Consider the following 23,065-nt stretch of genomic DNA (forward strand, 5'->3'; position numbering starts at 1 on the left):
GCTCCGCTCAGAGAAAGAAGCGTTCGGTGTTGATGAAACCGCGCACGTTTTCTGCGCAGGCGGTACGGCAGACTTCGGCCACTTCGGGGTGCGCGTCGCGCAGTTCGAGCTTCACGCGCCGGGGCGCATATTCGGGATACGGGTCGAGCGGATGCTGGATCGACGTGAGCACGACCAGCGTGTTCATCGGCGCATACAACTCGACGTAATCGCCGGCCTTCGAATTGCCGGGCACGAACGCGAGCGCGCCTTCGTCGCTGACGTCGACGCGGCTGAAGAAATTGAGCGTCATCAGCAGGTCGGACACGTCGAGTCCCCACTTGCTCATTTCGACGAGCAGGTTGTCGGTGCCGTTGCGATAGAAGCCGTTGCGCAACTCCTGATAGCGGCCCGCGCCGTAGCGTTCGAGGACTTCATCCGCGTTCGATAAGCCGCCGATGCTGTCGTGCCAGCCGCACGTGTCCGCGACGATCGCGGCGAGCACGCGGCCCATGTCGGAGTACAGACAATGCCCGGCGGTGAGTTTCGCGGTGTGCTGACACTTCAGCGAATCGGGCAGGTTCAGGCGTTCGCTTTTCTCGCTCGCATTGACCATCATCGCGCTGACGTTCGCGCCGCCGACCAGATCGGTGATGCGCAGCGATTGCCCGCGTTTGACGATGAGCGACGTGTGTCCGCCGCCGGGAACGATTTCTTCGAGTAGTACGGTCATGGGATCGAGCTTCCTGTCAGTCGGAGACCAGTTCGATATGGGTTGCGCGTTGCACGGCGGCCTGCGCAAGATGAATCGCCGACGCGCGCTCGCGCGTGCGCTCCAGCGGAATGTCGTAAGTGATGCGCGCGCCGTACGCGCCGGGCGCTTGCGGATCGACGCGGACCTTGTCGAACACCAGCACGCGGCTGCCCAGCGTGAAGCCTTCTTTCAGGTCGTGCGTGACCATGAAGATGGTCAGGTTCGCTTCGCGCCACAGCTCCGCCAGCAACGCGTGCATGTCTTTGCGGATGCCCGGATCCAGCGCGCCGAACGGTTCGTCGAGCAGCAGCACGCGCGGCTTCATCATCAGTGCCTGGGCGATCGCGAGCCGTTGCTGCATGCCGCCCGACAGTTGCGCCGGATACTTGTCCAACGCCGCGCCGAGGCCGACGCGCGCGAGCATCGCGGCGGCGGCGTCGCGGGCCGCGCGGCGGCGCGCGCCGAATAGCCGGCCGGCGAAGCGCGCCTGCGACAGCTCGGGGCCGAGCATCACGTTGCGCAGCACGCTCAGGTGCTCGAACACGGAATAACGTTGAAACACGACGCCACGGTGCGCATCCGGTTCGGCCGGCAGCGCTTTGCCGTCGAGCAGGATCTCGCCGCGCGTCGCCCGTTCCTGGCCGAGCAGCAGCCGCAGGAACGTCGACTTGCCGCAGCCGGACGCGCCGACCAGCGAGCAGAATTCGCCTTCCTTGACGGTGAGATTCAGGCGCTCCAGCACGACCTGATCATCGTATTGCTTCCACACGTTGCGCACTTCGATCATCGCGTGTTTCCTCCGAACCATGGGAAGCACCATTGAGTGACGCGCCTTAGCAACTCGTCGGTGAGCCACGCGAGCAGCGTGATCCACGCGACGTACGGCAGGATCAGGTCCATCGACAGATAACGCCGCACCAGAAAGATCCGGTAGCCGAGGCCGTCGGTCGATGCGATCGCTTCGGCGGCGATCAGAAACAGCCATGCGGCGCCGAGCGACAGCCGTAGCGCGACGAGCAGACGCGGCAACAGTTGCGGCAGCACCAGACGCAGGATCAGCGTCCAGCTATTGGCGCCGAGCGTTTGCGCTTTCACCCACAACTCCGCCGGAATGTCGCGAGCGCGGGCGTGCAGATCGCGAATGATCATCGGCGTGATGCCGACCACGATCAGCACCACCTTCGATAATTCATCGAGACCGAACACGATGAACAGAATCGGCAGCACCGCGAGCGGTGGCACCATCGAGATCACGGTGATGAATGGCGACAGCGTCGCGCTCGCGAGTGGAAACGAACCGGTCGCGAGCGCGACGACGAGTGCGATCGCCGCGCTGACGACGAGGCCGATGCCGAGCCGGCGCAGGCTCGACGCGGTATCGGTCCACAGCAGATATTCGCCGGTGCGCCGGTCTTCGCTGAACGCGGCCGACTTCATCGCATCGCTCATCTGCGCCGCGCTCGGCAGCAGCTTGTCGTCGGGGTTCTGCGCGAGGCGCAAGGAAGAGCCGCTGAAATAGACCACGAGCAGCACGACGAACGGCAGCAGGAGCAGCATGAGCCCGCCGGTCCTGCCCGGATGTCGATTGATGAGTCGCATGGTGACTGCCTCGTTTGTCGAGCGTGCAAACAGGAATGTCAGAGCTTGCCGGCTGCGGCCATCTCGACGTAGGTCGGATCGAAGCGCAGCTTCACGTTGTTGCCGCTGCCGACCAGCACGCCCTTGTCGAATGCCATGCCGACGGCGTCCGCGCTTTTCGCGTCCTGGCCGAGCAGACCGTGGTCGAAAGAGAACTTCGCGACGCGCGACATGATCTTCGGCATCTCGGGGCTGGTGACGAAATCGAGCGCGGCCTTCGGCGTGTAGAAGAGGGCGGTCGTCGACAGTTGACCGCGGAAGTTGGCGAGGTCGGTCCCCGAGGCCTTCGCCATCGCGGTGAGCGCGCTGGTGGACTCGGCGGAATTGCCGTGCATCAGCGCGACCATCTCGAACCAGGCGCCGGTCAACGCCTTGCCGAGCGCGGGGTTGTCTTTCAGCGTCTTCGTGTTGACGACCATCATGTCCATGATCTCGCCGGGGATCTTGCTCGAATCGAACACCTCGGTGACGTTCGGCTGCGCCTTCAGGTCGGCGAGCATCGGATTCCACGTGACTGTGTTGCGCACGGAGGGCGTCGCGAATGCGCCGGAGATGTCGGCATCGGACGTGTTGACGACCTTCAGATCGCGCTCGCTCATGTGCGCGCTTTCGAGGGCGCGCGCGAGCAGATAGTGGGAGACGGAGAACTGCACGAGGTTGACCTGCTGGCCTTTCAGGTCGGCGATCTGTTTGCCTTTGCCCTTCATCAGCACGCCGTCGTTGCCGTTCGAGTAGTCGCTGACGATCAGCGCCGTCGAATCGACGCCGCCCGAAGCCGGAATGGTGAGCGCGTCCATGTTGGTCATCGCGCAGCCGTCGAACTTGCCGGCCGTGTACTGATTGATCGACTCGACGTAGTCGTTCAACTGCACGACATCGACGTTGATGCCGTACTTCTTCGCCCACTTCGACACGATGCCTTGCGTTTTGGCCTGACCCCACGGCATCCAGCCCGCGTAGATGGTCCAGCACACCTTGAAGTCGTTGCGAGGCGCGGCGAACGCGGCGCTGGAAGCGAAAGTGGCGAGTGAAACCGCGGCGATGCCGAGACAGCGAACGAGCTTGCGCATGAGGTAGACCCCGGAGGTGACAGTTGGCGACGGATAGGGAGCAGCGCAAACATCGCGTTCTCTCCCGGGCTTTTATCCCGCCGTGTAACCTCACCGAGGTCGACGGCTCTCGGACCAGCATCTGCTTCGAGCAGATCGGAACCCTAGCCGTCCATTACCAGATTGTTTGTGAACCGGAGAATGCGCCGGCTCCCTGCGTGCTTCTCTAAGCGGGAAGCGTGCCAGGGGTGTGCGCGGGGTGTGCGGCGATGTTGCGGGGATTTTTTGCCCTGCGGCGGTGAAACCCGTGCACTCGAACGTATCTGCGTGCACCCGAACGAGGCATCGGCTGGCGCGACGGTGCACGATCCGCGAGATTCACGTTGGGCGTCGAAAATCAGTCAAGTCCACTGGAAAATCGAAATCGCCTCGCGCATTTCGTTGGCCAAAGTTTTCATCAGTTCGGCGGCGGGCAGCACGCGAGACAACCCGACTCCCTGACCGGCCCAATGTGCCGCATACTGCGTGCTACCCGCGGCGGTCGCCGCTGCAAGACAGCGTTAGATTGCCTGACTCAGTTTGGGCCAGAAATCGCCATTCGACATTAGCGGGCCAGGTCGTTCAGCCGACTGCTATCGCATTGATCGCACCCTTCGCAACAGCAGTATCTTTAATCGATCAGCCTTTCAAGCAAATGAGCCGCCGCCTTCAGCAGCCGGCGCTCTTCCGGGCTCGTCTTAACGAGCAGCCGCTCGGTTAGCCAGTGCTCGCGCGCGGCTCTCTCTCGGGCCATTTGGCGCTGCCCGGCGTCGGACAGGTACACGAGGTAGGCGCGACGATCGTCGGAGTTCTGTTTCAAGGTCAAAAGATTTTGCTCGACCAGTTTCATCACGATCAGCCGCATCGTTTGATGCGTCACATTCCTACGTTCGGCCAGCGTCGCAATGCTTACCGGCCCCGTGCGCTCCAAGGCGGCGAGGGTTTCGTTCTGGGCGTTGGAGCCCGTGCCGCTTTGTTCCCTGGCACTTTTGACGAAACGGCTCACCACCTCGCGGAGGGACTCAGCAAGAAGCGCAGCCTCAGTGGCGTCGGACGGTTGTGTTGTCGCCCGCTTTGACTGACTCATGTCGCGAGACCTCCCGCTTGCCGGAGTTGGGCCACAACCGCGGCGAGCGTATTGACACCCCAGTGCTCGAAGTAGCGCCCATCGCGGATGTGAACGATGTCGATCACGTCGATCGCAACATCCTTACCGGTTGCTTCGATGCCAAGCAGAGATCCGACGTGTTTTCCAAGGATGGTCTTTCGCGTGATCACTTTTTCGCCATCGCAGAGTTGCTCGTGAATGCGCACTTGCAGACCTCCGATGGCAGGACGCAACACGGTGGCAAAGGTCCTCCACATCGTTTCGGCATCGCGTTGTGCTTCAGTCGGTGCTGACCAGTTGACAAAATCCGGCGCCATGAGTGCTTCGAAGGACTCACGATTGCCGTCTTGGATAACCTCGCGATTGAATCGCTTGACGATGGTTTTCAAGATCGTTGCTGTTCATACCTCGTCCGGTCGTCTTGACGCAAATGGGCGGAGACGCATCATCGGATGCTATACAGCATAGCTGTATATATCAAGGTGGGGGCTTCCTTTGCGATATGGGGGGCGGCGATGGATGGGCGGACGGTAACACGCCGGAAAGCAGTCATCCGGATTCGCCCGCAGGAAGACAGCTGGGTCTTGGACCATCTTTATGTTCTGCCGGAACACCAACGGAAAGGAATTGGGGCGGCTGTCTTGCGGGATGTCTTCGCGCAAGCCGACGCGAAACGCGTGCCAATCCACTTAGGGGCCTTGCGCGGCAGTGATTCAAACCGCTTCTACCAGCGGCACGGTTTCATACAGACGGACGAAGCAGAATGGGACATCTATTACCTGCGTCAGCCACGTCGGACTAATGTAGAAAACTAGTTTGGCGCGGCATTCGGCGGCCCTGGCCAGTCGTTGGTGTCGGCTAGAAGTTCAGGCATCGCCAAGACCGACCGCGTGCTGCCGCGTTCAGCCATGGGCGATCATCCGAACTCCAGAATTGGAATCGGTGACAATTGGGTCGCGGGGCTTACAGTGCTTATTAATTGAACGTCGCCGCCACGCGTCGTCTTTCAGAGTTGCCCGCGCCGGGAACAGATCGCGTTGATCTGCATTATTGCGAATTGCTCCCTCGCTCCAGGCATGTTGTGGATGATGCACTCGTGATAGGCCTTCTCACGCGGCAGCAGCATTTCGCTGTTGCGATACAGTGCATAGCATGATCGCTGAATATAGCTCGACGCAACTTGATTGCGCGCGTCGCGCAAGCCGACGAGTAAACAATCGTCATATGACGACCCGCTATCCGCCAATGCAGGGCGCATTGTTATTAATCCGGACACGCATATTGCGGCCGGGAAGATAAAAGTTCTTATTATGCTCATCGGCATTGCGCATTTCTCAATTCATGTGATTTGCCCGGAATGGGCATACATCGAACCGGTTTAGACAAAAGTTTATCAAAGTAACGCGTATCCGATCTGACCATGCTTGAATGCCTTTCTTGCTCGATGCGATTGCCGGTCGACCGATCCCGCCAATCAAGCGGGCTTCCGGGTCCGGCCACAAACTGTCGACCGGCAACGTGAGCCGTCTGGAATCGCACGCGTTTGTGCGAACGGAGCGTCAAGATCGTCTGCGCGGCATCAGGCTGCCGAAAACCCACGCGCGCCGGCGCGTGAACCATCGGCGCAGTATGCGATGACGCTCGACGTGCGGGCTCGTGACCGACACTTCAGCGGATGCATCGTCCTCGACGCTTAGCCAAATACGCTCGCCGCGTTCCAGCCTGATCGTTTCGCCGGGCTGCAGCCAGTAGTCGTAGGGAGACCGGTGGCGGGTCAGCCATAGGCGCGCGTTGCCGTGCACACGCAATTCAGAGTCGGCGCAGATACGCCACGTCACGGTCGTCGCGGGGTCCACCGCGAAGTAGATCACCACACGCGGCAGCGAAATCGCAGTGCGCGCGCCGTCTTGAGTCGAACGGGAATACAGGAACTGCTGGCTGGCTTCTTCCATCTTCTTCTCCGTCAGTGAAGCCGGTAGACGGAGGTGCCATCCAGGCAAGAAAGAAAAAGCCCCGTCCGTTTCCGGCGGGGCTTTGTGACTTTTTGCGTTGACGCTCTTCGCTAAAGTGCACACCACCCCGACGCTGCGTGATTCCACGCATGCATTGGGCGGTAATTCGTGGTCGCGAAAGAAAAGGGCGTTTGCAAGCGGATGAGTATCTATCGGCTCTGCAAAGCCCGTCAATAAGAAATTGAGATTTTTTAAAGCGCTCGCTTGCGTAATGCACCTTTCAGAATTGCAAGCTCTGAAGGCCGTCGACATATGCATCCCGCGTTCGTCACGCCTGAAGCCTCGCCCTCATATGCTTCGTATCCCGCCTCGGCGGCGCACCAAACATGCGCGCATATTCGCGACTGAATTGCGATGCGCTCTCGTAGCCGACTGCAAATGCGGCCGCTTCGACCGCTATCGATTGCGACGACATCAATCGTCGGGCTTCAAGAAGACGAAGTTGCTTCTGATACTGAACAGGTGTGAGCGAAGTCAGTGCCTTGAACTGGCGGTGAAAGGCGGAGCGACTAAGCTGCGCGACCGAAGCGAGCTCGTCGACGTGGACAGGTTCGGCATAGCGTTGCCGCAGCAATCGGATTGCTTGCATGACGCGCTGCGATGGACTGTCTGCGAGTGCGAATCGCGCCATTTCACCGCCATGAGGCCCGGCAAGAAGCCAGTAGCCGATCTCGCGGATGACCAGAGGCGCGATCGTCGGGATCGCGTTTGGCGTGTCGAGCAGGCGAACGAGTCGCAGCGCGCAGTCCGCCAGCGGTCCATCGAAATCGGTCACGAAAACGCCGCGACAGTTCCCCGCAACGGCTTTGGGTGGATTTGCCATCTGTTCGACGACACTGCGCATCATGCCCACATCGAGTTCGACAATCAGTACGAGGCACGGCTTGTCAGGCCGCGCTTCGAACACGCGCCCGAGCGAAGGCGCTTCCACACTGACGACAAGCGCCTGACCTGCCCTGTATTCGAGTCGACTCCCACCGAATGTCGCCCACTTTGCGCCTTGAGCGACGATACATAACGCCGGGCTCGCGAATCGGTAGGACGGCGGCTTCGGATTGTCGGAACGCAGGATCTGGACGCCGTCGATTTCCGTCGCGTAGGGACTCGGGCCCGGTTGACGTCGTGTGTAACGCAGAATTGCCTCGGCAAGCGGATCCGACATAGGTCTGGCACTTTCAGGTGAGCTCGGCCGAGCATACTCCGCCGGAGCACGATTAGGCAGAAACCAGCCCGGTTTCGGCATTCAACATGTCACCTCCGGATCCATACAATCGGTTCATATCCACCATGTTGTGAGAGGCAAACATGTCACGAACCAATCAGGACGTTGCCAGCAGGGTAGCGATCGTCACCGGCGGAAGTCGCGGTATCGGCCGCGATGCCGTGTTACGACTTGCGGCCCGAGGCGTGCGCACGATTCTCACTTTCAAGTCGAACCGGGCAGAAGCGGATTCGGTTGTCGCGCTGACCGCCGAGGCGGGTGCGCCCGGCATCGCGCTTGAACTCGACACCGGCGTCGCCAGTTCCTTCGACGGCTTTGTTGCGCGCGTACGTGAAGCACTCGGCACGATGGGCGTGGAGCGTTTCGACTTTCTGGTCAACAACGCCGGCATCTCGTCCACCGCCAGCTTCGTCGAGGGTACGGAAGACGAACTCGACGCTCAGTTTGCCGTGCATTTCAAGGGGGTCTTCCTGCTGTCGCAGAAGCTGCTTCCGCTCATCCGCGACGGTGGACGGATCGTGAACGTCTCGTCCGGACTGGCCCGATTTGCCTTCCCGAACAGAGCGGTCTATGGTCCGATGAAGGCCGCCGTCGAAGCGCTCACGCGTTATATGGCGCTCGAGTTGGGACCCCGCCGCATCGCAGTCAATGTCGTCGCGCCCGGTGCGATTGCCACTGATTTCAGCGGCGGTATCGTCCGCGACAATCCGCAGGTCAACAAGGCGGTCGCCGACCACACGGCGCTTGGTCGTGCCGGTCTTCCTGGGGACGTGGGTCCCGTCATTGCCGCGCTGCTTTCGGATGATTTCGGGTGGGTCAACGCGCAGCGCATCGAGGTCGCGGGCGGTATTCACATCTGATGCGCCACTAACAGCGGACATCGCTGATGCGGGGCATCTGCGGACGCGAGCGAGTCGCGCGCGCTTCGCTGATTCCTTAGGGAACCTACGGATACGTCCTCCACCCCTCATGCGCCGGCGCGACCCTGGATGTGTAGCGGATGCAACGGTCAGAGACGGGCACCACCCGTTGCGTCGATCACCTGTCCCGTGGTCCAACGTGCGTCATCCGATGCAAGGAAAGTGATCACGTCAGCCACATCGCCAGGTTGACCCACTCGCGAGAACACCGACATAGCCTCCGCGCCGGCGCGTGCGTCCGGTATCGTTATCCACGCCGCGTTCATGTCAGTCTCTGTCACGCCGGGCATGACCGCATTCACCGTGATGCCACGAGAACCAAACTGTGGGGCAAGAGCCAGTGTCAAGGTTTCAAGGGCGCCTTTCGACGCGGCATACGCAGGATGCGTTGGAGCCGCCACACGTGTAAAGCCCGTCGAAATATTAATGATTCGTCCATTGTCGCGGATGTGATCTGCGACAGCCTGAATCAGGAAGAACGGCGCCTTGAAGTTGACCGTCAGTACCTCGTCGAAGTCGGACTCACTGGTCCCGGACAGGGGAATCGCCGGTGCGACGCCAGCATTGTTGACGAGAATGTCGAGCCGAGGTTCTCCCGTTTCGGCGATCGCGGCTGCCTTGAACTGCTCCCAGATACCATCCGTTGCTTCTTTGCCGCGATTCAGGTCCGCTTTGATCGCGACGGCTTTTGCTCCAAGCGCCTCGATCTCGCGGACGGTGGCGTGAGCAGCATCGGCGTTGCTGGCATAGTGCACCCCGATCAGCGCGGCACCTTCCCTTGCAAAGGCCAGTGATACGGCACGGCCGATACCACGCGAACTTCCTGTTATGAGGGCAACCTTGCCTGAAAGTTTTGAACCCATCACCACTCCTTTTCGATTCAATTTAATAGTGATCGCTATAATAGTTACGCCGACAGGCCTATGTCAACGAATTTTATAGGGATCGATATAAAATGAATCAACCCGTCCGCAAACGTGGCAGACCAAGGCTGCTGCAACACGACGTCGGGCTTGACGTCGCGGCGCGGCTGTTCTGGCAGCACGGATATGAAGGAACATCGATAGCCGACCTGACCGAGGCCATGGGTATTCCGGCGCCGTCTCTGTATGCGGCATATGGCTCGAAGGAGGAGCTTTACAGGCAGGCGCTCGACCACATCAGTGAGCGGGAGAACAAGCAGTGGCTCGAAGCGCTGCAAGGAAAGATGCCGGCCTACGACGCGATAGCGTTCTACCTGCACGATGCCGCGGCGCGCTTTACCGACCAGGGAAGGCCGCGCGGCTGCGTGATTTCGACTGCCGTTCTTCAACATGCGGAAAAGAACGGGTCTGTCGCCCATGCCGTCGCCGCGCGGCGAGAGCTTGGGCTGCAGACCATCAAGGCACGCTTCGATCGTGCCGTTGCAGAGGGCGAGCTTGCCCCTGAGACCGATACCGACGCTCTCGCACGCTTTTATGGCGCAGTTGTGCAAGGCATGTCGGCGCAAGCCTGTGACGGTGCGAGCAGGGCAACCCTGACGCGGCTGGCTGATGTTGCGTTGTCGGCATGGCCCCGGTCTCGACGTCATCGCCGGAACCAGGTTCCGTGAGCGCGTTGCGGCCCCCGGCAGTCGTTCGTTATTGCGGTAAATCCGATCCGACAATCTCCGCGATCCAGTCGACGAACGTCCTCATTGCGGCAGTGGCGCGTGCATGCGGGTAGACGATCGAGATCGGTACGGGCACACACCTCGCACTGGCGAGCACCTCTTTGAGGCGGCCGCTGCGAAGGTACGCAGACGCCGCAAATTCCGAAAGTTGAATCAGCCCGAGCCCTTCCAGACCGCACTGCAGGTAGGCCTCCGTCTCGTTCACGGCGAACCGGCTGCGCATCGATAGCGTCACATCCTCGCCGTTTACGCGAAAGCGCCAGTCGAGAGGCCGGCCGGTGGCATTGGACAGGTAATTGACGACGCGGTGTGCGGCGAGCGCGGCGATTGAATCCGGCTCACCGTACTGCTTAAGGTATCGCGGCGATGCGCAGGTCAGCCAGTTGAGCTGCCCGAGTCGACGGGCTATCAGCGTCGAATCTTCGAGTACGCCGGTGCGAATCACGCAATCGATACCTTCATGGATGAGATCCGTTGGTCGATCGCTGAGACCGAGAACCAGTTCGATGTCGGGATACCGAGCCTCGAATTCGCGCAATCTCGGCACGATGATCGACCGGCCGATCACGCCGGGCACATCGACGCGAATCCGTCCACGCGGTGTGTTGGTCCGCTCGGATACGTCACTTTCCGCGCGCTCGATATCGGAGAGTATGGCCTGACAGGATGCGAAATAGCGCGCCCCCGCCTCGGTGAGGCTAAGGCTTCGCGTGCTTCTCCTGAGCAGCGGCGTGCCTAGCTGCGCCTCCAGGTTCTTGATCGTCGTGGTCACGGAAGAGCGGGGCATCGACAAGGTCTGGGCAGCCTTACTGAAGCTTCGCGCCTCGACGACCCGCACGAATGTTGTCATCGCTTGAAGTTTGTCCATGAGCGCTGCGTGTAATCGATGTGGTTGGCTTGCCTGGCCGAAGGGCCCCCATGTTACCAACCCGATGGCACCGGCGTGTCCGGCATAGCCGCTCAAGCATGCCGCCTGGTTCGCGCGTTGCGCGTTGTGTATTCAGGCTCCGCGAACAATGCGCAGCGTTTGGGGACCTACACTGCCAACCGTTGGCTCCACTTCGGCCTTCGCAAGATCGGCCCGCAAGGGCGCCTCTTTTTATCATCTATGTCCCGGACGGAGGGCGTGCATGTTGAACGACAACGATAACGACAACCACAAGGCAATACTGGTTTTAGGCGCGGGAGAACTCGGCATGGCTGTGCTGCGCAACCTGGCCCGGCATCCGAGGCGTGCTGCCGGCGTGCCCATCGCGGTACTGCTTCGCCCGTCGGCGCTACGCTCCGTCGATCAGGCAAAACGCAAGGAATTGGCCGAGCTGCGCGAACTCGGCATCGAATTCGTCGAGGGCGACCTCGCCCGGCAATCATGCATCGAACTCGCGGCCACCTTCCGGCGATTCGATACCGTCATATCGTGCACAGGCTTCGTCGGCGGTCCGGGCGTGCAACTCAAGATTGCGCAAGCCGCGCTGGAGGCCGGAATCAGGCGGTATTTTCCGTGGCAGTTCGGGGTGGACTATGACGTCATCGGCAGGGGCAGCGCGCAGGACCTTTTTGACGAACAGCTCGATGTGCGCGACCTTCTGCGGGCGCAGTCGCGTACCGAATGGGTGATCGTATCGACCGGCATGTTCACGAGTTTTCTGTTCGAGCCGACGTTCGGCGTCGTCGACCTCGCGATGAACAGGGTCAATGCGTTGGGCAACCTGGATACCGCGGTGACAGTGACGACGGCCGAGGACATTGGCGTCATGACGGCCGAGGTACTTTTCGAAGAACCGCGAATCGCGAATCGGGTCGTGCACATTGCCGGAGACACGGTGACGTATCGCGAAGTGGCCGATACGCTCGATCGCGCGCTCGGTATACGAGTCGAGCGCGCCGAATGGAGTGTGCCCGAACTGGAGCGGCAGCTCGCCGAAGCGCCCGGCGACGCGTTGCGCAAATATCGGGTGGTGTTCGCTGAAGGACGCGGCGTTGCGTGGGACAAGGCGCAGACGTTCAATGCTCGGAAGGGTATTCGTTTGTGTGGGATTGAAAGTTGGGTGCGGGATAACCTCGCGCGCTTGCGCAGCAATATCGGAGAGCGCTGATCCGATTTCAGCCCTGTGCGGTTGGCCGGATGACGATGCTGCCGACATCCACCTCGGGCGGCTGATCGATCGCGAAGAGGATGCCCCGCGCGATCGCATCGGGCGAAATTGCAATGGCTTTCAAACGATCTTCGACCTCGGCCTTCGCTGCCTGATCGGTGATTGAATCTCCGAAGTGGGTGTCGATGACGCCTGGCGAAACCTCGGTGACACGGAGCGTGGGTCCTGCTTCCTGTCGCAGCGCCTCGGTGGCGGTGCGCACCGCGTTCTTGGTTGCGGCATACACGCCCATTGTCGGCAAAATCTTCAGGCCAGCTGTAGATATCACGTTGATCACATGGCCGCTTTCCTGCCTCGCGAACACGGGCAGAGCCGCGGCAATGCCATATAACGTGCCGCGCAAATTCACGTCGATCATCGCGTCCCAATCGTCGACGCACAGCGCGTCGAAGCGCGAGATCGGACCAATCCCCGCGTTGTTCACGATCACGTCGAGGCGTCCGAACTGAGCGACCGCGTGAGCGACCAATGCCTCGAGATCAGCGCGCCGTCTCACGTCGGTCACGCAGTGGCTCGCTCGTCCCCCGGCTTCGTTAAGTTCTGCAGCCAGCGCAACCAGCGCGGCCTCGCGCCGGGCGCCGAGCACAACGGCGTGACCTTGCTTCGCCAGCAACCGTGCGCTTGCGCGCCCGATGCCGCTGCTCGCGCCCGTGATCGCAATAACCTTCGTGTGATTCATCTCTTTCTCCTTTGATGTCGAAGTTAAACATGGACATCAAAAGATGGTCTATGCTCGGGTCACCATGAGTTTGTCGCGATCGTCCAAATCCCCCCACGACCCGTTCTCCGATGCGCTGGCACTGCTCGATGCGCGGGCCACCCGTCCGACGCGCCTCGAAGCCGCAGGCGATTGGGCACTTGCGTTTCCCGAGCGGGAGCGCCTGAAATTTGTCGCCGTTTTGAAGGGGGCATGCTGGATAGAACGGCCGGGCCACGTTGGAGAGTTCCTGAACGCGGGCGACGTCTGCCTGATCGGTCGCACGTCCTATACCGTGGCCAGCCATCCCGGCGTGCCATCCATCGACGGTATGCAGTTCTACGAACCGATGGCGCAAAGCAGTCTGCGTCTTAACGGCGACGACACGATCATGCTGGGTGGAGGAATCGCCGTAGCGCGGGAAAATGCCGGCTTCCTGCTCGATATGCTTCAGCCTTTGCGGTAGTCCCACGTTCGCCTGGAGGCGCGGCAAGTGTTGCAGCCGTACTCAAGTTGCTCGATGCCGAACTCGTGCGCAATGCGATTGGATCGGATACGGTGGTCACCCGGCTTTCGGAAGTGCTGATGATCGAGGCGATCCGGGCACGCCCCGTCAGCCCGGTCCCTGGCGGCTGGCTGGACGCGCTGGCCGAGCCGCGTCTGGGGCGCGCCCTTACCCTTATCCATAACGACATCGCCGAGCCTTGGACGGTCGCGCGCCTTGCGGCCGCGGCCGGCATGTCGCGCTCGGCGTTCGCGTCTCTTTTCACGCGGACGGTGGGTCGGCCACCTCTCGATTACCTCAGGTCCTGGCGACTTGCGCGTGCACGCGCGCTGCTCGCCAACGGAGAGGACAACGTCGCGCGAGTGGCAAGCGCCGTCGGCTATGCATCGCAAAGCGCGTTCACGCATGCCTATCGGCGCGCGTTCGCCACTACGCCGCGTAGTGCTGGTAAGCCGTCAGATTAAAGAGCCCCAACACCTGGCAGCGCGGTTCCGCTGGCGGCGCACTTGCCGATGCGGCGAATCCGGGGCTCACACCGGTGTAGATCGAGGCAGGCATGCAGAAATAGCTGCGCGCGGCGCGCTCCGCACTACGTTCGTCATGACGCCGCTTCCGCAGTTTGCGGAGCGGCCGCGGTGGCGTTCGCCGGCTGCGAGCGAAACGCGCTGACCAGCGTGCGCAGCGCTGCTTTGAGTTGCCGGTCCGAGGTCGATGAATACAACACCACCTCGCGCGACGGCAGAGGGGGCAAGCCCAGGCGCGGGCCGACATCGATTGTGCCTGGCGGAGCTACCCGCAACGCGAGCGCCGCGATCGCGAGACCTGCCTGCACGGCCGCGCCGATCGTCGCGACGCCGCCGCCGACGAACACTTCGACCCACGGCACGCGCGCTTCGTCGAGCGCGCCGACGGCCATTGCCCGCACCCGGCACGGGTGGGCCTGCGTGGCAAGCCTGAGCGGCTCATCCGCGTGATGGATCCAGTCGGGGACGGCCATCCAGCCGAACGGTTCGACGAGCAGCGAGTCGCCGTCGCGACGGCTGTCGTCGTGGCGCAGCACCAGTGCGGCGTCGAGCGCACCGCGATCGAACTGAGCCTCGAGCTCGCGTGAGCTTGCCACCCGCATCTCCACCAGCAGCCCGGGGTCGGCGCTATGGATGTGCCGCAGCAGCACCGGCAATTCACCACCGACGATGTGATGAGAGATCCCAACCTTCAGTGTCGCGCGTTTGCGTTCGAGCGACCCGAGTGCGTCGTCGTGCGCGCCGAGTAGATTTCGAGCGGCCTGCAGAAAGATCTCGCCCTTCGGCGATAGCCGCACCATGCGCGGCGTGCGTTCGATCAGCCGATGGCCTAAACGTTCTTCGAGCCGTTTGAGCTTCAGGCTGATCGCGGATTGCGTGCTGTTTAGCGCATCGGCGGCTCTCGTGAAGCTGCGTAGATCCGCTACCAGCACAAATGCCTGTACTGCTTCGAAGTCGAGTGTCTTCATGAGCGTCCCATTCGATTCCGTCATCACTGAAATATGTGCCAGCCGGTTCAAGCGCGCCGTGTCTTATGACACGCTAATCGCATCCGCTGCATCGAGCAAGCAGGCGTCGCGATCACGTTTAACGTGCGACGCGAACATCAAATCATTTCTGATCCATCGAGTATCGACGTCATGTCCGACATCGCGCAAGCCCTCGCCGAGCATACCGCTGAGCCGCCGAATCACTCCTCTGCGCGGTATGCGTCCTATCTGCCGGAGCACGAACGCGATCCGCTCGACGCGCGGCAGATCGTGCTCGCCCATCTGCTTGGCCTGTGCACCGGCGCTGCGATCATCGCCGCTGCGACGGGAGCCGTGTGTGTGGCGCTTCGCGTGCTTTGAGCGCAAACGCCGTGAGCTGTGTTCTGTCCATCAGCGATGCGCGCGAGCTTATTCCGTTGCAAAAGAGCGCTGCACTCATCGCTGCAGCCATGCACGAGCGAAGCTCGCTGCGGTGCGGTTCGGCGACGCGACGCCAGCGTCGACGATTCGACTTCGTCATCACAGTTATATGGGCCGCAGCATTGAGAGCATGGACGGGCACTGGCAAGCTCTCAACTCCTGCCTTGTGAGTCTTCGTCATGCTGATTAAACAATACGAGAACCGTCTGCCATCCGACTATGACATGGCGGTAATCCGCGAACGGGGCCGTAATCGCGGCGTCCTCTGGGATAAAACGGAAGGACTTGCATTCAAAGCCTTCGCACTGCGCGAACGTGGACGACACGGCGCGCAGCATAACGCTTATACGTCGATTTATTTATGGTTGGAGGAGGGCGCGGTTGCGCAATTCGTGACCGGACCGCGTTTCAAGCCGGTACTCGAATCGTTCGGCCGTCCGCCAATCCAGACCTGGTTGCCGATTGACGTGCGGGTCGGTCATTCAGGCGCGGCGCTGTCGATCTATCGCGAAGATCTACCGGTCCCCGAACGGACCGATCTGGTGTCGTTACGTGTGAGTGAAACGGCGCGCAATGCGGAGGTTGCGGCGCATGCGGACACTATCGCCGCGGTCGTCGGGCTCGACGTTCAGAACTGGCGGTTGGCACGCTTCATCTTGAGCTCGCAGCCATTGCATGAGGTCGAGCAAGGTGTGGGGTACGAGATTGCGCATCTGGCTGCGCCGGGCCTCGTGCGGCTTTCACGTGTGGCCGCAGACGAGGCGGCGCTTGTGACGCGGGGCATGGTTTGAGCTTTGGGCATGGGACAAGAGTGGGACGTTCAATCAACGCCACGCCATTGCGGTCACCGATGTGGCGTCGTGGATCAATGCAAACCTTACTTTGGGTCGCAGCGAGTAGAGATTCCCACCACTATTTCGTCAACTACTATTAAAGGCTTGATCTTCCGCAAACTTCAGAGCGATTCCAATTGCGGGGGCCACGTGACATCGGCAAAACTTAACGGTACGCATAATGAGCGGAGACCTCAATGACAGTTACCGGTAAGTTTCTGGTGGATAACAAACACCTATATCCCTTGGCTATTAATGGCGCGGGGACACCGCTCATAGCGAATGGTTTGCGCTGATTCCGGCCGCATCGTTAGCCACAACAACCATCCCGGCGCGCAATTCAGGGCTGAACGCATACGGAAGAATTGAGGTCATTACGTATGGCAACACTTGTCCGTAGGCTATCTAAGCTTGCGCTGTTTGTCGGCCTGTTTTTTCTTTCATTTCGTTATGTCAGGCCCTTCCGCGAGTGGACGACGAGCGAGGCGACCGCGTGGTGGCGTGCGGCGGATTGGCGGAAAACCGCGATCCCGAAGATTTGTATATCGCCGTGTGGCTGACGATCGAAGTGATTGTTGCGGCAGCTGTCTATGTTGCGATCGTCAAGTTGTGGCAGCATTACAAGTCCTGCCGCTCGCGGGCCTGATTCGCACCCGTTGCGCGTACAGGACAATCGAGGTCGTCACATATGGCAAAACTTGTCCGTAGGCTACTCAAGCTCGCGCTGTTCATCGGACTGCTTCGTCTTTCGATCCGTTTTATACCGCTGTCCAATGAATGGTCTTTAGCCGAGACCCGTGCATGGATTCGTGCTTCGGACTGGCTCGGCGTCGACGACCCCGACGACTTGTATTTCGCTGTGTGGCTAACGATCGAAGCGATCGTTGCGGCGGTTGCCTATGTCGCGATCGTCAAGTTATGGCGGTACTATCGCGCCCGGCGAAGCGCGAGGTTATAGTGCCAGGCTTCGCTGATTTACCGTCGCGCGAGAAAATTGAGGGCAGTGCGGTCACTGCTCTGCCATACGAAGCTGGAGAGCACGGTTCGATACCTCGGGATGAGGTCGATGATGCGCTAGAGATGGCTGGGCAAGCAGAAGATTCCTCCGATTGCTTAGGCGATCATGAAGTGATGGCAGTCCAGGTTAGACCGTGGTTGGCAAAGCTCGACAATGACCGAGCACCTTTTAGTGCGTCAAACTGACGGGGATCCGACCAGCGAAACCCATCAGGAACAGCGGCGCAGCCGCAGCGAAAGTCCGAATGTACGGTTGCAATCTACCTTCCAGTCATCGCGTACTGAAAGCCTGGCAAAACCGGGGGCGTCCATGTACGGCCAGCGGCTCGACCTACGCCTCTCGCTTGCTTCGCCCATACAGAAGGAGCATCGCAGCAATCACCACGCCGTAGATGATCTGACGCCCCGCCTCCGGTATCTGCGCGACCGAGAGGATCGACTGCAGCAGTGTGATGAGGATCGCACCGGCCACCGTGCCCAGGTATGAACCGCGTCCGCCCAAAATCGACGTTCCGCCGAGCACGACCGCCGCAATCGCCGGCAACAGGTAAGCATCGCCCATAGACTGCGCGGCCTTCGACGCATAGGCCGCGAGCAATACGCCGCCGAACGCGGCGAACGCGCTGCACACGGCGAAGGCGGTCACCGTGACGAGCCGCGTATCGATGCCAGAAAGATACGCCGCGCGCTCGGTATTGCCGATCGCGTAAAGCGCGCGGCCGAAGGTCGTGCGCGACAGCAGGAACATCGTGACGCCGCCGATCACCACCCATAACGCGACGGCATTCGGCACGCCCGGTAGGAGCCAGCCCGCCGCGAGCCAGCGCATCACCTCCGGCGCGGAATCCTGCGGCGATGATCCGCCCGTATAGACGATCATGATGCCCTGCGCGACTGCATTGGTTGCAAGCGTCGCGATCATCGACGGAATGCGCAGCAGTGCGACGAGGATGCCGTTGACGATGCCGACCAGCACGCCGCAACCGATGCCGACCGGAATCGCGAGGACGCGCCCGAGATCGCCTTGCCCCGCGACCGCGCACGCCATCATCGCGCCGACGGTGATCGTCCACGGCAGCGACAGGTCGATGTGGCCGAGCAGGATCACCATCATCAGGCCGGTCGCAATGATGCCGAGGAATGCGCCGACCTTCAGTTGCAGCAGGATGTATTCAGGCGACGTGAAGTTGCGCGAAAACATCCCGCCGACGAGCAGCAACGCGCCGATGCACGCGAATGCGATCACGATCGGTTTGTCGATTCTGCGGGCGAGCCGCGACACGAACGTGGTACGGCCGGTCGCGGAAGCGTGGCTCATTGAAACCACTCCAGACGGTTGCGCACCCTGAACAATCCGCACGCGCCGATCGCGACAGCAAGCAGAAGAATCATGCCCTGAAATAGCGGCTGCCACAGCGCATCGACGTTGAACACAAACAGCAGATCGCCGATGCAACGGAATGCGAATGCGCCGAAGATCGCGCCGATCGCGCTGCCCTTGCCGCCGAGCAGCGACACGCCGCCGATCACGACTGCGGCGATCGAAAACAGCGTGTATGAGTTCGCGCTGCCGAGGCTCGCTTCGCCGGTGTCCGTGAAGAACGTCAGAAACAGGCCGCCGACTGCCGCGAGGAGGCCAGCCAGCGTATAGCTCGCGAACTTCGCGCGTCGGATCGGCATACCGGACAGGAAGGCCGCGGGTTCGGACGACCCGGTCGCGTATGCCGCTCGCCCGATTGCCGTGCGTTTGAAAGGAATCCAGACGACCACGATCGCGGCGAGCAGAATCACCAGGCTCGCTGGCAGAACGCCGGCGACCTTGCCCGTCAGTGCGTCGGCGAGGTCCTCGTTGATCGACCCGCCTGGCACTGGGCGCAGCAACAGCGCCAATCCGTAGTAGACGGCGCCCGTCGCAATCGTCGTCACGATCGGCTGCAGTCGGCCGAAAATGACGATCACGCCGTTCAGCGCGCCGCACAGTGCCCCCGCCCCCAGCACACCGGCGATGCCGAGCGCGCTGTGCAGCGAGTCGCCCGTGACGATCCACGATCCAATGCAATTGGTCAGCACCAGCATCATGCCGATCGACAGGTCGATGCCGGCGGTCAGCACGACGAGCGCCTGCCCCATCGAGACGAGCGCAAGTAGTACCGCTTTGTTCGCTGCCGTCTGAAATACGTTGGCCGACAACGCCGACGGATAGTTGACGAGATAGATCGCGAACATCACCACGAACAGGCCGAACGCGAACAGCGCTCCGCGATTATCCGCATACCAGTAACGCAGCCCGCTCATCGCGCCACCCCCGTGGAAGGCACAATCTGTCCGACGGGCAGGTCGAGAGCACTGGCAATCAGGTTCTGCTCGGTGATCGCCGAGCCAACGAGTTCCATCTTGATCCTGCCTTCGTACAGTACGAGCACGCGGTCGCAGCAGCCGATCAGCTCGTCATAGTCGGTCGAATAGAAGACGATCGCGGCGCCTTGGTCGGCAAGACGCCTGAGCAGCTGGTAGAGCTCCTGCTTGGTGCCGACGTCGATACCGCGCGTCGGGTCGCTGAGCAGCAGGATTCTCGGCTGCCGCATCAGCCACTTCGCGATGACGACCTTCTGCTGATTGCCGCCCGACAGCGAGCCCACGGGCGCGTCGACGCTGAACGACTTGATCGCAAGGAGCTCTATCATCTGCTCGACGAGCGACTGCTGGCGGCCGCGATCGATTATGCCCAAGGTGGACATGCGGTCGAGTGCGGCAAACGACAGATTCTCGCGTACCGACATCGGCAGCATCAAGCCTTCGGTCTTGCGGTCCTCGGGTATCAGCGCCATGCCGATTTCGTTGGCGCGCGCGGCCGTCGGGCTCCCGATCGACACGGCTTTGCCGTTGATCTCGATCTTGCCAGCGCAGCCGCGCAACACGCCAAACAGCGCGAGCAGCAGTTCGCGCTGGCCTTGTCCTTCGAGGCCGCCCAGTCCGAGGATTTCACCGGGCTGCAACGAAAAGCTGATGCCCCGCAGCGTATCGCTCCATGCGAGATCATGACAGGCGAGAACCGACGCGGTGCTGCGGGCGTCCGCGGGCTGGTCCGCCGGTTTGGCCTCGGGTTTGGCAGGAAACACATGCTGGTACTTCCGGCCGATCATCATTTCGACAACCTCGTTGTCGGAGCGCGTGCCAGCTTCGAAGCTCATCACATGGCGACCGTTCCGGTAGACCGTGCATTCGTCGGCGAGCGCCTTGACCTCGTGCATGCGGTGCGAGATGAACAGCAGCGCGAGCCCCTCTTCGCGCAGACGTTTCAGCACCTCGATCACGCGCGCGACGTCGGCCGCGGTCAGCGCAGAGGTGGCTTCGTCGAGGATCAAAATGCGCGGCGCCTGTGCCAGCGCCTTCGCGAGCTCGACCATCTGCTGACGCGACAGCGGCAGGTCCCGGACTTTCGTAAGCGGATTGATGTCGGCGGCGCCCGCTTGCGCGAGCGCCTCCTCGGCCTGGCGGCGTTGGGCCCGCCGGTCGATCATTCCGAAACGTCGCGGCGGGTTCGCAGCGTAGATGTTATCCGCCACGCTCAAGTCGGGGATCAGCGACAGTTCCTGATACACGCAGAAGATACCGGCCGCGTTCGCCTCGGCTGGCGACCCGAAGGAGACCTCCCGGCCATCGAAATGCATCGTGCCCTCGTCCGGCTGCACGACGCCGGACATCACTTTCAGCAACGTGGACTTGCCCGCGCCGTTCTCGCCGAGGATCGCGTGAATGCGGCTTTTGCGCACCGTGAGTTCGGCGCAATCCAGCGCGACGGCGCCGCCGTAGCTTTTAGACACGCCAGACATCTGAAAGAACGGCTGCTCTGCATCCTGCAGCATGCTTCGTCTCCGGTCACAGCGCGGGCCATCATCCGGTCACTGGTTGCCCTGGTTCTGCTTCATGATTTCCTGCGCAGAGAAATTGATGCCGCATGTCGGAAACGAGTTGCCGACGAAAAAGTTGTCGGAGTCGTTCGGAAAATAGTTGACGCCCGACTTCAGCATCGAATCGTCGGTGACGTCGAGCGGCAGCTTGATCGCCACGGGAATCGTCTGGCCATCCAGTGCAGCGAGTGCCGTCTTGATCGCCACGGCCACCTGCGCGGGCCCGGTGCCCGCCGACGTACATTTCAGGCCCTGGCTCCCATACTGCGCGCAGAACTTGCGAAAGCCGTTCTCCGTCTCGCCGCCGAAAGGCACGAACGGGTGTTTCGCATCGATCATCGCGCGCACGACGCCCGTGTCGCCGCCTTGCGCCGATATGCCATCGAAATGACCCTGCACGGCAATCGCGTCGGCGGCGGCTTTTTGCGCGACCCCGTCGTCCCACTTGCCGTAGACCTGGACGACGTTCCACTTCTTGCCGGTGTCGTCCAGCGTTTTTGTGAAACCATTGTGCCGGTCCGTGTCAACCGACGTGCCCGCCACCCCGCGAACTTCGAGCACCTTGCCTCCGTTCGGCAGGTGGCTCGCGAGCCATTTGGCCCACAGCGCGCCGAGCCCATACTGGTCGACGTTGACGTTGATCGCGTCTGCGCTGTCGAGCGTGTTGTCGAAAGCGACCAGCACCACACCGGCGTTCTTCGCGCGGCGGATCGCGGGGCCGAATGAGGAGGGATTCTGCGCGTTCACAATGACGGCGTCGTAGCCGGCATCGATGAAGTTGTTGACGGCCGAGATCTGCGCCGGAACGTCCTCGCCGGTCGAGACGACCTTGAATTCCTTGAGCTTGGCGGCAACGGCAGGTTGCGCAGTGTAGGCCTTGGCCGTCCTGATCATCTGGATTCGCCAGGTGTTCGCGATATAGCCGTTCACGAGTGCAATCCGGTAAGGCGCGTTCTTCTTCGGATACTTGATGAATTTCGTGTCGCTCTTCCAGGGGACCATGCAGGTGGGATCGCTGGACGGCCCTGAAACGATCGAAGCCTGCGCGAAAGCCCCGCTTGCGCAGAGCGCCAATGCGGCGCTCGCCGCCGCTCGAAGCGAATGGATTCCTGAAAGCATGTTGCCTCCTTTTTGTTCGACCGGACGTACCGATGGCCTGCGCACATGGCTGGTCGTGGACTGCCGGCACGGTGTGCGTGAAGCACGGAACCTTGCGGAGTTGCTATGGCGGGACTGGATCGGACATGCAGGAGGAGCTTTTCAACGGCGCCTCCTCGAACGGAAAAGAAGGGCGTGCGCATACGCGTTCCCGTCTGACAGTACTGGCATACCAATCCACGCGCGATAGTGGTTTACCAGTGAGTCGAACGCACCGGGCGACCGGGGCTGACACCTTCGCTGGGTAAGGACTGTGCTGCCGTGAACGGAGGCGGCGCTGCACGGAGACGGGGGTGCCATTTTGACGAAGTTCAGCGGTCGCCACCCTGGCTTCGACCATTTCGAGCGCCGCAGATGGGCGATCTTTCGCACGCATCAACTGACCCAGCCGCCGACGCGGTCGCGGCCGACCGGGCCCGGCTATCGACCCAAAGATCGCGATCGTCTACTTGTTCACCTTCAATCATCTGGCGAGCTTCGGAG

General features: G+C 61.5%; 27 protein-coding genes, 2 pseudogenes and 1 riboswitch. Of the genes and pseudogenes, 12 read left to right on the forward strand and 17 right to left on the reverse strand.

Translation table 11 applies throughout. From position 1 onward, the window contains the following. Window positions 1-7: 7 nt before the first annotated feature. From LJ656_RS23545 to LJ656_RS23570, 6 genes are all read right to left on the reverse strand, one after another. The gene (locus LJ656_RS23545; RefSeq protein WP_230511919.1) at window positions 8-712 is read right to left on the reverse strand and encodes an urea amidolyase associated protein UAAP1; all 705 of its coding nucleotides are present in this window, start codon (window positions 710-712) and stop codon (window positions 8-10) included. A 16-nt stretch (window positions 713-728) separates the two neighbouring features. After that, window positions 729-1,520, reverse strand: a complete 792-nt coding sequence (locus LJ656_RS23550) for an ATP-binding cassette domain-containing protein (RefSeq protein WP_230511969.1) — start codon at window positions 1,518-1,520, stop codon at window positions 729-731. Beyond that, complete coding sequence (locus tag LJ656_RS23555; protein WP_230511920.1) at window positions 1,517-2,332, reverse strand: ABC transporter permease; 816 nt, start codon at window positions 2,330-2,332, stop codon at window positions 1,517-1,519. The genes LJ656_RS23550 and LJ656_RS23555 overlap by 4 nt, the downstream gene beginning before the upstream one ends. A gap of 38 nt (window positions 2,333-2,370) precedes the next feature. Further along, window positions 2,371-3,441, reverse strand: a complete 1,071-nt coding sequence (locus LJ656_RS23560; RefSeq protein ID WP_230511921.1) for a putative urea ABC transporter substrate-binding protein — start codon at window positions 3,439-3,441, stop codon at window positions 2,371-2,373. 59 nt (window positions 3,442-3,500) lie between these two features. Continuing rightward, window positions 3,501-3,599: riboswitch (guanidine-I (ykkC/yxkD leader) on the reverse strand. Window positions 3,600-4,090: 491 nt separating this feature from the next. Continuing rightward, a complete protein-coding gene (locus tag LJ656_RS23565) occupies window positions 4,091-4,546 on the reverse strand; it encodes a MarR family winged helix-turn-helix transcriptional regulator (protein ID WP_230511922.1) in 456 nt (151 codons plus the stop codon). After that, the gene (locus LJ656_RS23570; RefSeq protein ID WP_230511923.1) at window positions 4,543-4,956 is read right to left on the reverse strand and encodes an ester cyclase; all 414 of its coding nucleotides are present in this window, start codon (window positions 4,954-4,956) and stop codon (window positions 4,543-4,545) included. Before LJ656_RS23570 ends, LJ656_RS23565 begins: the two co-directional genes overlap by 4 nt. 63 nt (window positions 4,957-5,019) lie before the next feature. Between LJ656_RS23570 and LJ656_RS23575 the strand changes: the two genes are divergently transcribed. After that, complete coding sequence (locus LJ656_RS23575; RefSeq protein ID WP_268998748.1) at window positions 5,020-5,382, forward strand: GNAT family N-acetyltransferase; 363 nt, start codon at window positions 5,020-5,022, stop codon at window positions 5,380-5,382. A 191-nt stretch (window positions 5,383-5,573) separates the two neighbouring features. On the opposite strand, the gene LJ656_RS34975 is transcribed toward LJ656_RS23575, so the two are convergent. From LJ656_RS34975 to LJ656_RS23585, 3 genes are all read right to left on the reverse strand, one after another. Next, window positions 5,574-5,891 carry a VF_A0006 family four-cysteine protein gene (locus LJ656_RS34975; RefSeq protein ID WP_329958896.1) on the reverse strand — a complete coding sequence of 106 codons (318 nt, stop codon included), beginning with the start codon at window positions 5,889-5,891 and terminating at the stop codon, window positions 5,574-5,576. A gap of 235 nt (window positions 5,892-6,126) precedes the next feature. Beyond that, window positions 6,127-6,519, reverse strand: coding sequence for a DUF2917 domain-containing protein (locus tag LJ656_RS23580; RefSeq protein ID WP_230511924.1), 393 nt, complete (start codon window positions 6,517-6,519; stop codon window positions 6,127-6,129). 328 nt (window positions 6,520-6,847) lie between these two features. Further along, window positions 6,848-7,741, reverse strand: coding sequence for an AraC family transcriptional regulator (locus LJ656_RS23585; RefSeq protein ID WP_230511925.1), 894 nt, complete (start codon window positions 7,739-7,741; stop codon window positions 6,848-6,850). A 143-nt stretch (window positions 7,742-7,884) separates the two neighbouring features. On the opposite strand from LJ656_RS23585, the gene LJ656_RS23590 reads away from it, so the two are divergent. Further along, entirely contained in the window at window positions 7,885-8,661 is a 777-nt protein-coding gene (locus tag LJ656_RS23590) for an SDR family NAD(P)-dependent oxidoreductase (protein ID WP_230511926.1), read from the forward strand. Window positions 8,662-8,810: 149 nt separating this feature from the next. Here LJ656_RS23590 and LJ656_RS23595 read toward each other — a convergent pair whose 3' ends face one another. Continuing rightward, entirely contained in the window at window positions 8,811-9,584 is a 774-nt protein-coding gene (locus tag LJ656_RS23595) for an SDR family oxidoreductase (protein WP_230511927.1), read from the reverse strand. Window positions 9,585-9,676: 92 nt separating this feature from the next. Here LJ656_RS23595 and LJ656_RS23600 point away from each other — a divergent pair, with 92 nt between their 5' ends. Further along, window positions 9,677-10,312 carry a TetR/AcrR family transcriptional regulator gene (locus LJ656_RS23600; protein WP_230511928.1) on the forward strand — a complete coding sequence of 212 codons (636 nt, stop codon included), beginning with the start codon at window positions 9,677-9,679 and terminating at the stop codon, window positions 10,310-10,312. 28 nt (window positions 10,313-10,340) lie between these two features. Here the strand turns inward: LJ656_RS23600 and LJ656_RS23605 are convergent, their stop codons facing one another. Continuing rightward, on the reverse strand, window positions 10,341-11,240 hold the full coding sequence (locus tag LJ656_RS23605; RefSeq protein WP_230511929.1) for a LysR family transcriptional regulator: 900 nt from the start codon (window positions 11,238-11,240) through the stop codon (window positions 10,341-10,343). A gap of 262 nt (window positions 11,241-11,502) precedes the next feature. Here LJ656_RS23605 and LJ656_RS23610 point away from each other — a divergent pair, with 262 nt between their 5' ends. Beyond that, a complete protein-coding gene (locus LJ656_RS23610; RefSeq protein ID WP_230511930.1) occupies window positions 11,503-12,468 on the forward strand; it encodes an aromatic alcohol reductase in 966 nt (321 codons plus the stop codon). A 7-nt stretch (window positions 12,469-12,475) separates the two neighbouring features. On the opposite strand, the gene LJ656_RS23615 is transcribed toward LJ656_RS23610, so the two are convergent. Continuing rightward, window positions 12,476-13,207: an SDR family oxidoreductase gene (locus LJ656_RS23615; protein ID WP_230511931.1), complete on the reverse strand. Its 732-nt coding sequence runs from the start codon at window positions 13,205-13,207 to the stop codon at window positions 12,476-12,478. Window positions 13,208-13,250: 43 nt separating this feature from the next. On the opposite strand from LJ656_RS23615, the gene LJ656_RS23620 reads away from it, so the two are divergent. Together LJ656_RS23620 and LJ656_RS34900 are read left to right on the forward strand one after the other, a co-directional pair. Then, entirely contained in the window at window positions 13,251-13,691 is a 441-nt protein-coding gene (locus LJ656_RS23620; RefSeq protein WP_268998749.1) for a cupin domain-containing protein, read from the forward strand. Window positions 13,692-13,738: 47 nt separating this feature from the next. Beyond that, window positions 13,739-14,194: a helix-turn-helix transcriptional regulator gene (locus LJ656_RS34900; protein WP_268998750.1), complete on the forward strand. Its 456-nt coding sequence runs from the start codon at window positions 13,739-13,741 to the stop codon at window positions 14,192-14,194. 134 nt (window positions 14,195-14,328) lie between these two features. Here the strand turns inward: LJ656_RS34900 and LJ656_RS23630 are convergent, their stop codons facing one another. Beyond that, the gene (locus LJ656_RS23630; protein WP_230511932.1) at window positions 14,329-15,222 is read right to left on the reverse strand and encodes a LysR family transcriptional regulator; all 894 of its coding nucleotides are present in this window, start codon (window positions 15,220-15,222) and stop codon (window positions 14,329-14,331) included. A gap of 171 nt (window positions 15,223-15,393) precedes the next feature. Here LJ656_RS23630 and LJ656_RS23635 point away from each other — a divergent pair, with 171 nt between their 5' ends. The 6 genes and pseudogenes from LJ656_RS23635 to LJ656_RS23665 all read left to right on the forward strand — a co-directional run. After that, complete coding sequence (locus LJ656_RS23635) at window positions 15,394-15,603, forward strand: hypothetical protein (protein WP_230511933.1); 210 nt, start codon at window positions 15,394-15,396, stop codon at window positions 15,601-15,603. 239 nt (window positions 15,604-15,842) lie between these two features. After that, complete coding sequence (locus LJ656_RS23640; protein WP_230511934.1) at window positions 15,843-16,454, forward strand: DUF4865 family protein; 612 nt, start codon at window positions 15,843-15,845, stop codon at window positions 16,452-16,454. 7 nt (window positions 16,455-16,461) lie between these two features. Continuing rightward, window positions 16,462-16,563: pseudogene (locus tag LJ656_RS23645) on the forward strand (aromatic alcohol reductase); the annotation flags it as partial. 402 nt (window positions 16,564-16,965) lie between these two features. Beyond that, window positions 16,966-17,142 (forward strand): hypothetical protein, encoded by a 177-nt coding sequence (locus LJ656_RS23655; RefSeq protein WP_329958897.1) that lies wholly within the window; start codon window positions 16,966-16,968, stop codon window positions 17,140-17,142. Between the two features lie 42 nt (window positions 17,143-17,184). After that, entirely contained in the window at window positions 17,185-17,454 is a 270-nt protein-coding gene (locus tag LJ656_RS23660) for a hypothetical protein (RefSeq protein WP_230511935.1), read from the forward strand. 3 nt (window positions 17,455-17,457) lie between these two features. Beyond that, a pseudogene (locus LJ656_RS23665) lies at window positions 17,458-17,594 on the forward strand (integrase); the annotation flags it as partial. Window positions 17,595-17,844: 250 nt separating this feature from the next. On the opposite strand, the gene LJ656_RS23670 reads toward LJ656_RS23665, so the two are convergent. The 4 genes from LJ656_RS23670 to LJ656_RS23685 are packed head-to-tail and all read right to left on the reverse strand — an operon-like array spanning window position 17,845 to window position 22,543. Beyond that, window positions 17,845-18,831, reverse strand: a complete 987-nt coding sequence (locus LJ656_RS23670; protein WP_230511936.1) for an ABC transporter permease — start codon at window positions 18,829-18,831, stop codon at window positions 17,845-17,847. Beyond that, a complete protein-coding gene (locus LJ656_RS23675; protein WP_230511937.1) occupies window positions 18,828-19,808 on the reverse strand; it encodes an ABC transporter permease in 981 nt (326 codons plus the stop codon). Before LJ656_RS23675 ends, LJ656_RS23670 begins: the two co-directional genes overlap by 4 nt. Continuing rightward, on the reverse strand, window positions 19,805-21,379 hold the full coding sequence (locus tag LJ656_RS23680; protein ID WP_230511938.1) for a sugar ABC transporter ATP-binding protein: 1,575 nt from the start codon (window positions 21,377-21,379) through the stop codon (window positions 19,805-19,807). The genes LJ656_RS23675 and LJ656_RS23680 overlap by 4 nt, the downstream gene beginning before the upstream one ends. A gap of 36 nt (window positions 21,380-21,415) precedes the next feature. Beyond that, window positions 21,416-22,543, reverse strand: a complete 1,128-nt coding sequence (locus LJ656_RS23685; RefSeq protein ID WP_425605994.1) for a sugar ABC transporter substrate-binding protein — start codon at window positions 22,541-22,543, stop codon at window positions 21,416-21,418. Between the last annotated feature and the right edge of the window lie 522 nt (window positions 22,544-23,065).

Origin of the sequence: Paraburkholderia sejongensis (assembly GCF_020880815.1) — a bacterium.
Classification (GTDB): domain Bacteria; phylum Pseudomonadota; class Gammaproteobacteria; order Burkholderiales; family Burkholderiaceae; genus Paraburkholderia; species Paraburkholderia sejongensis.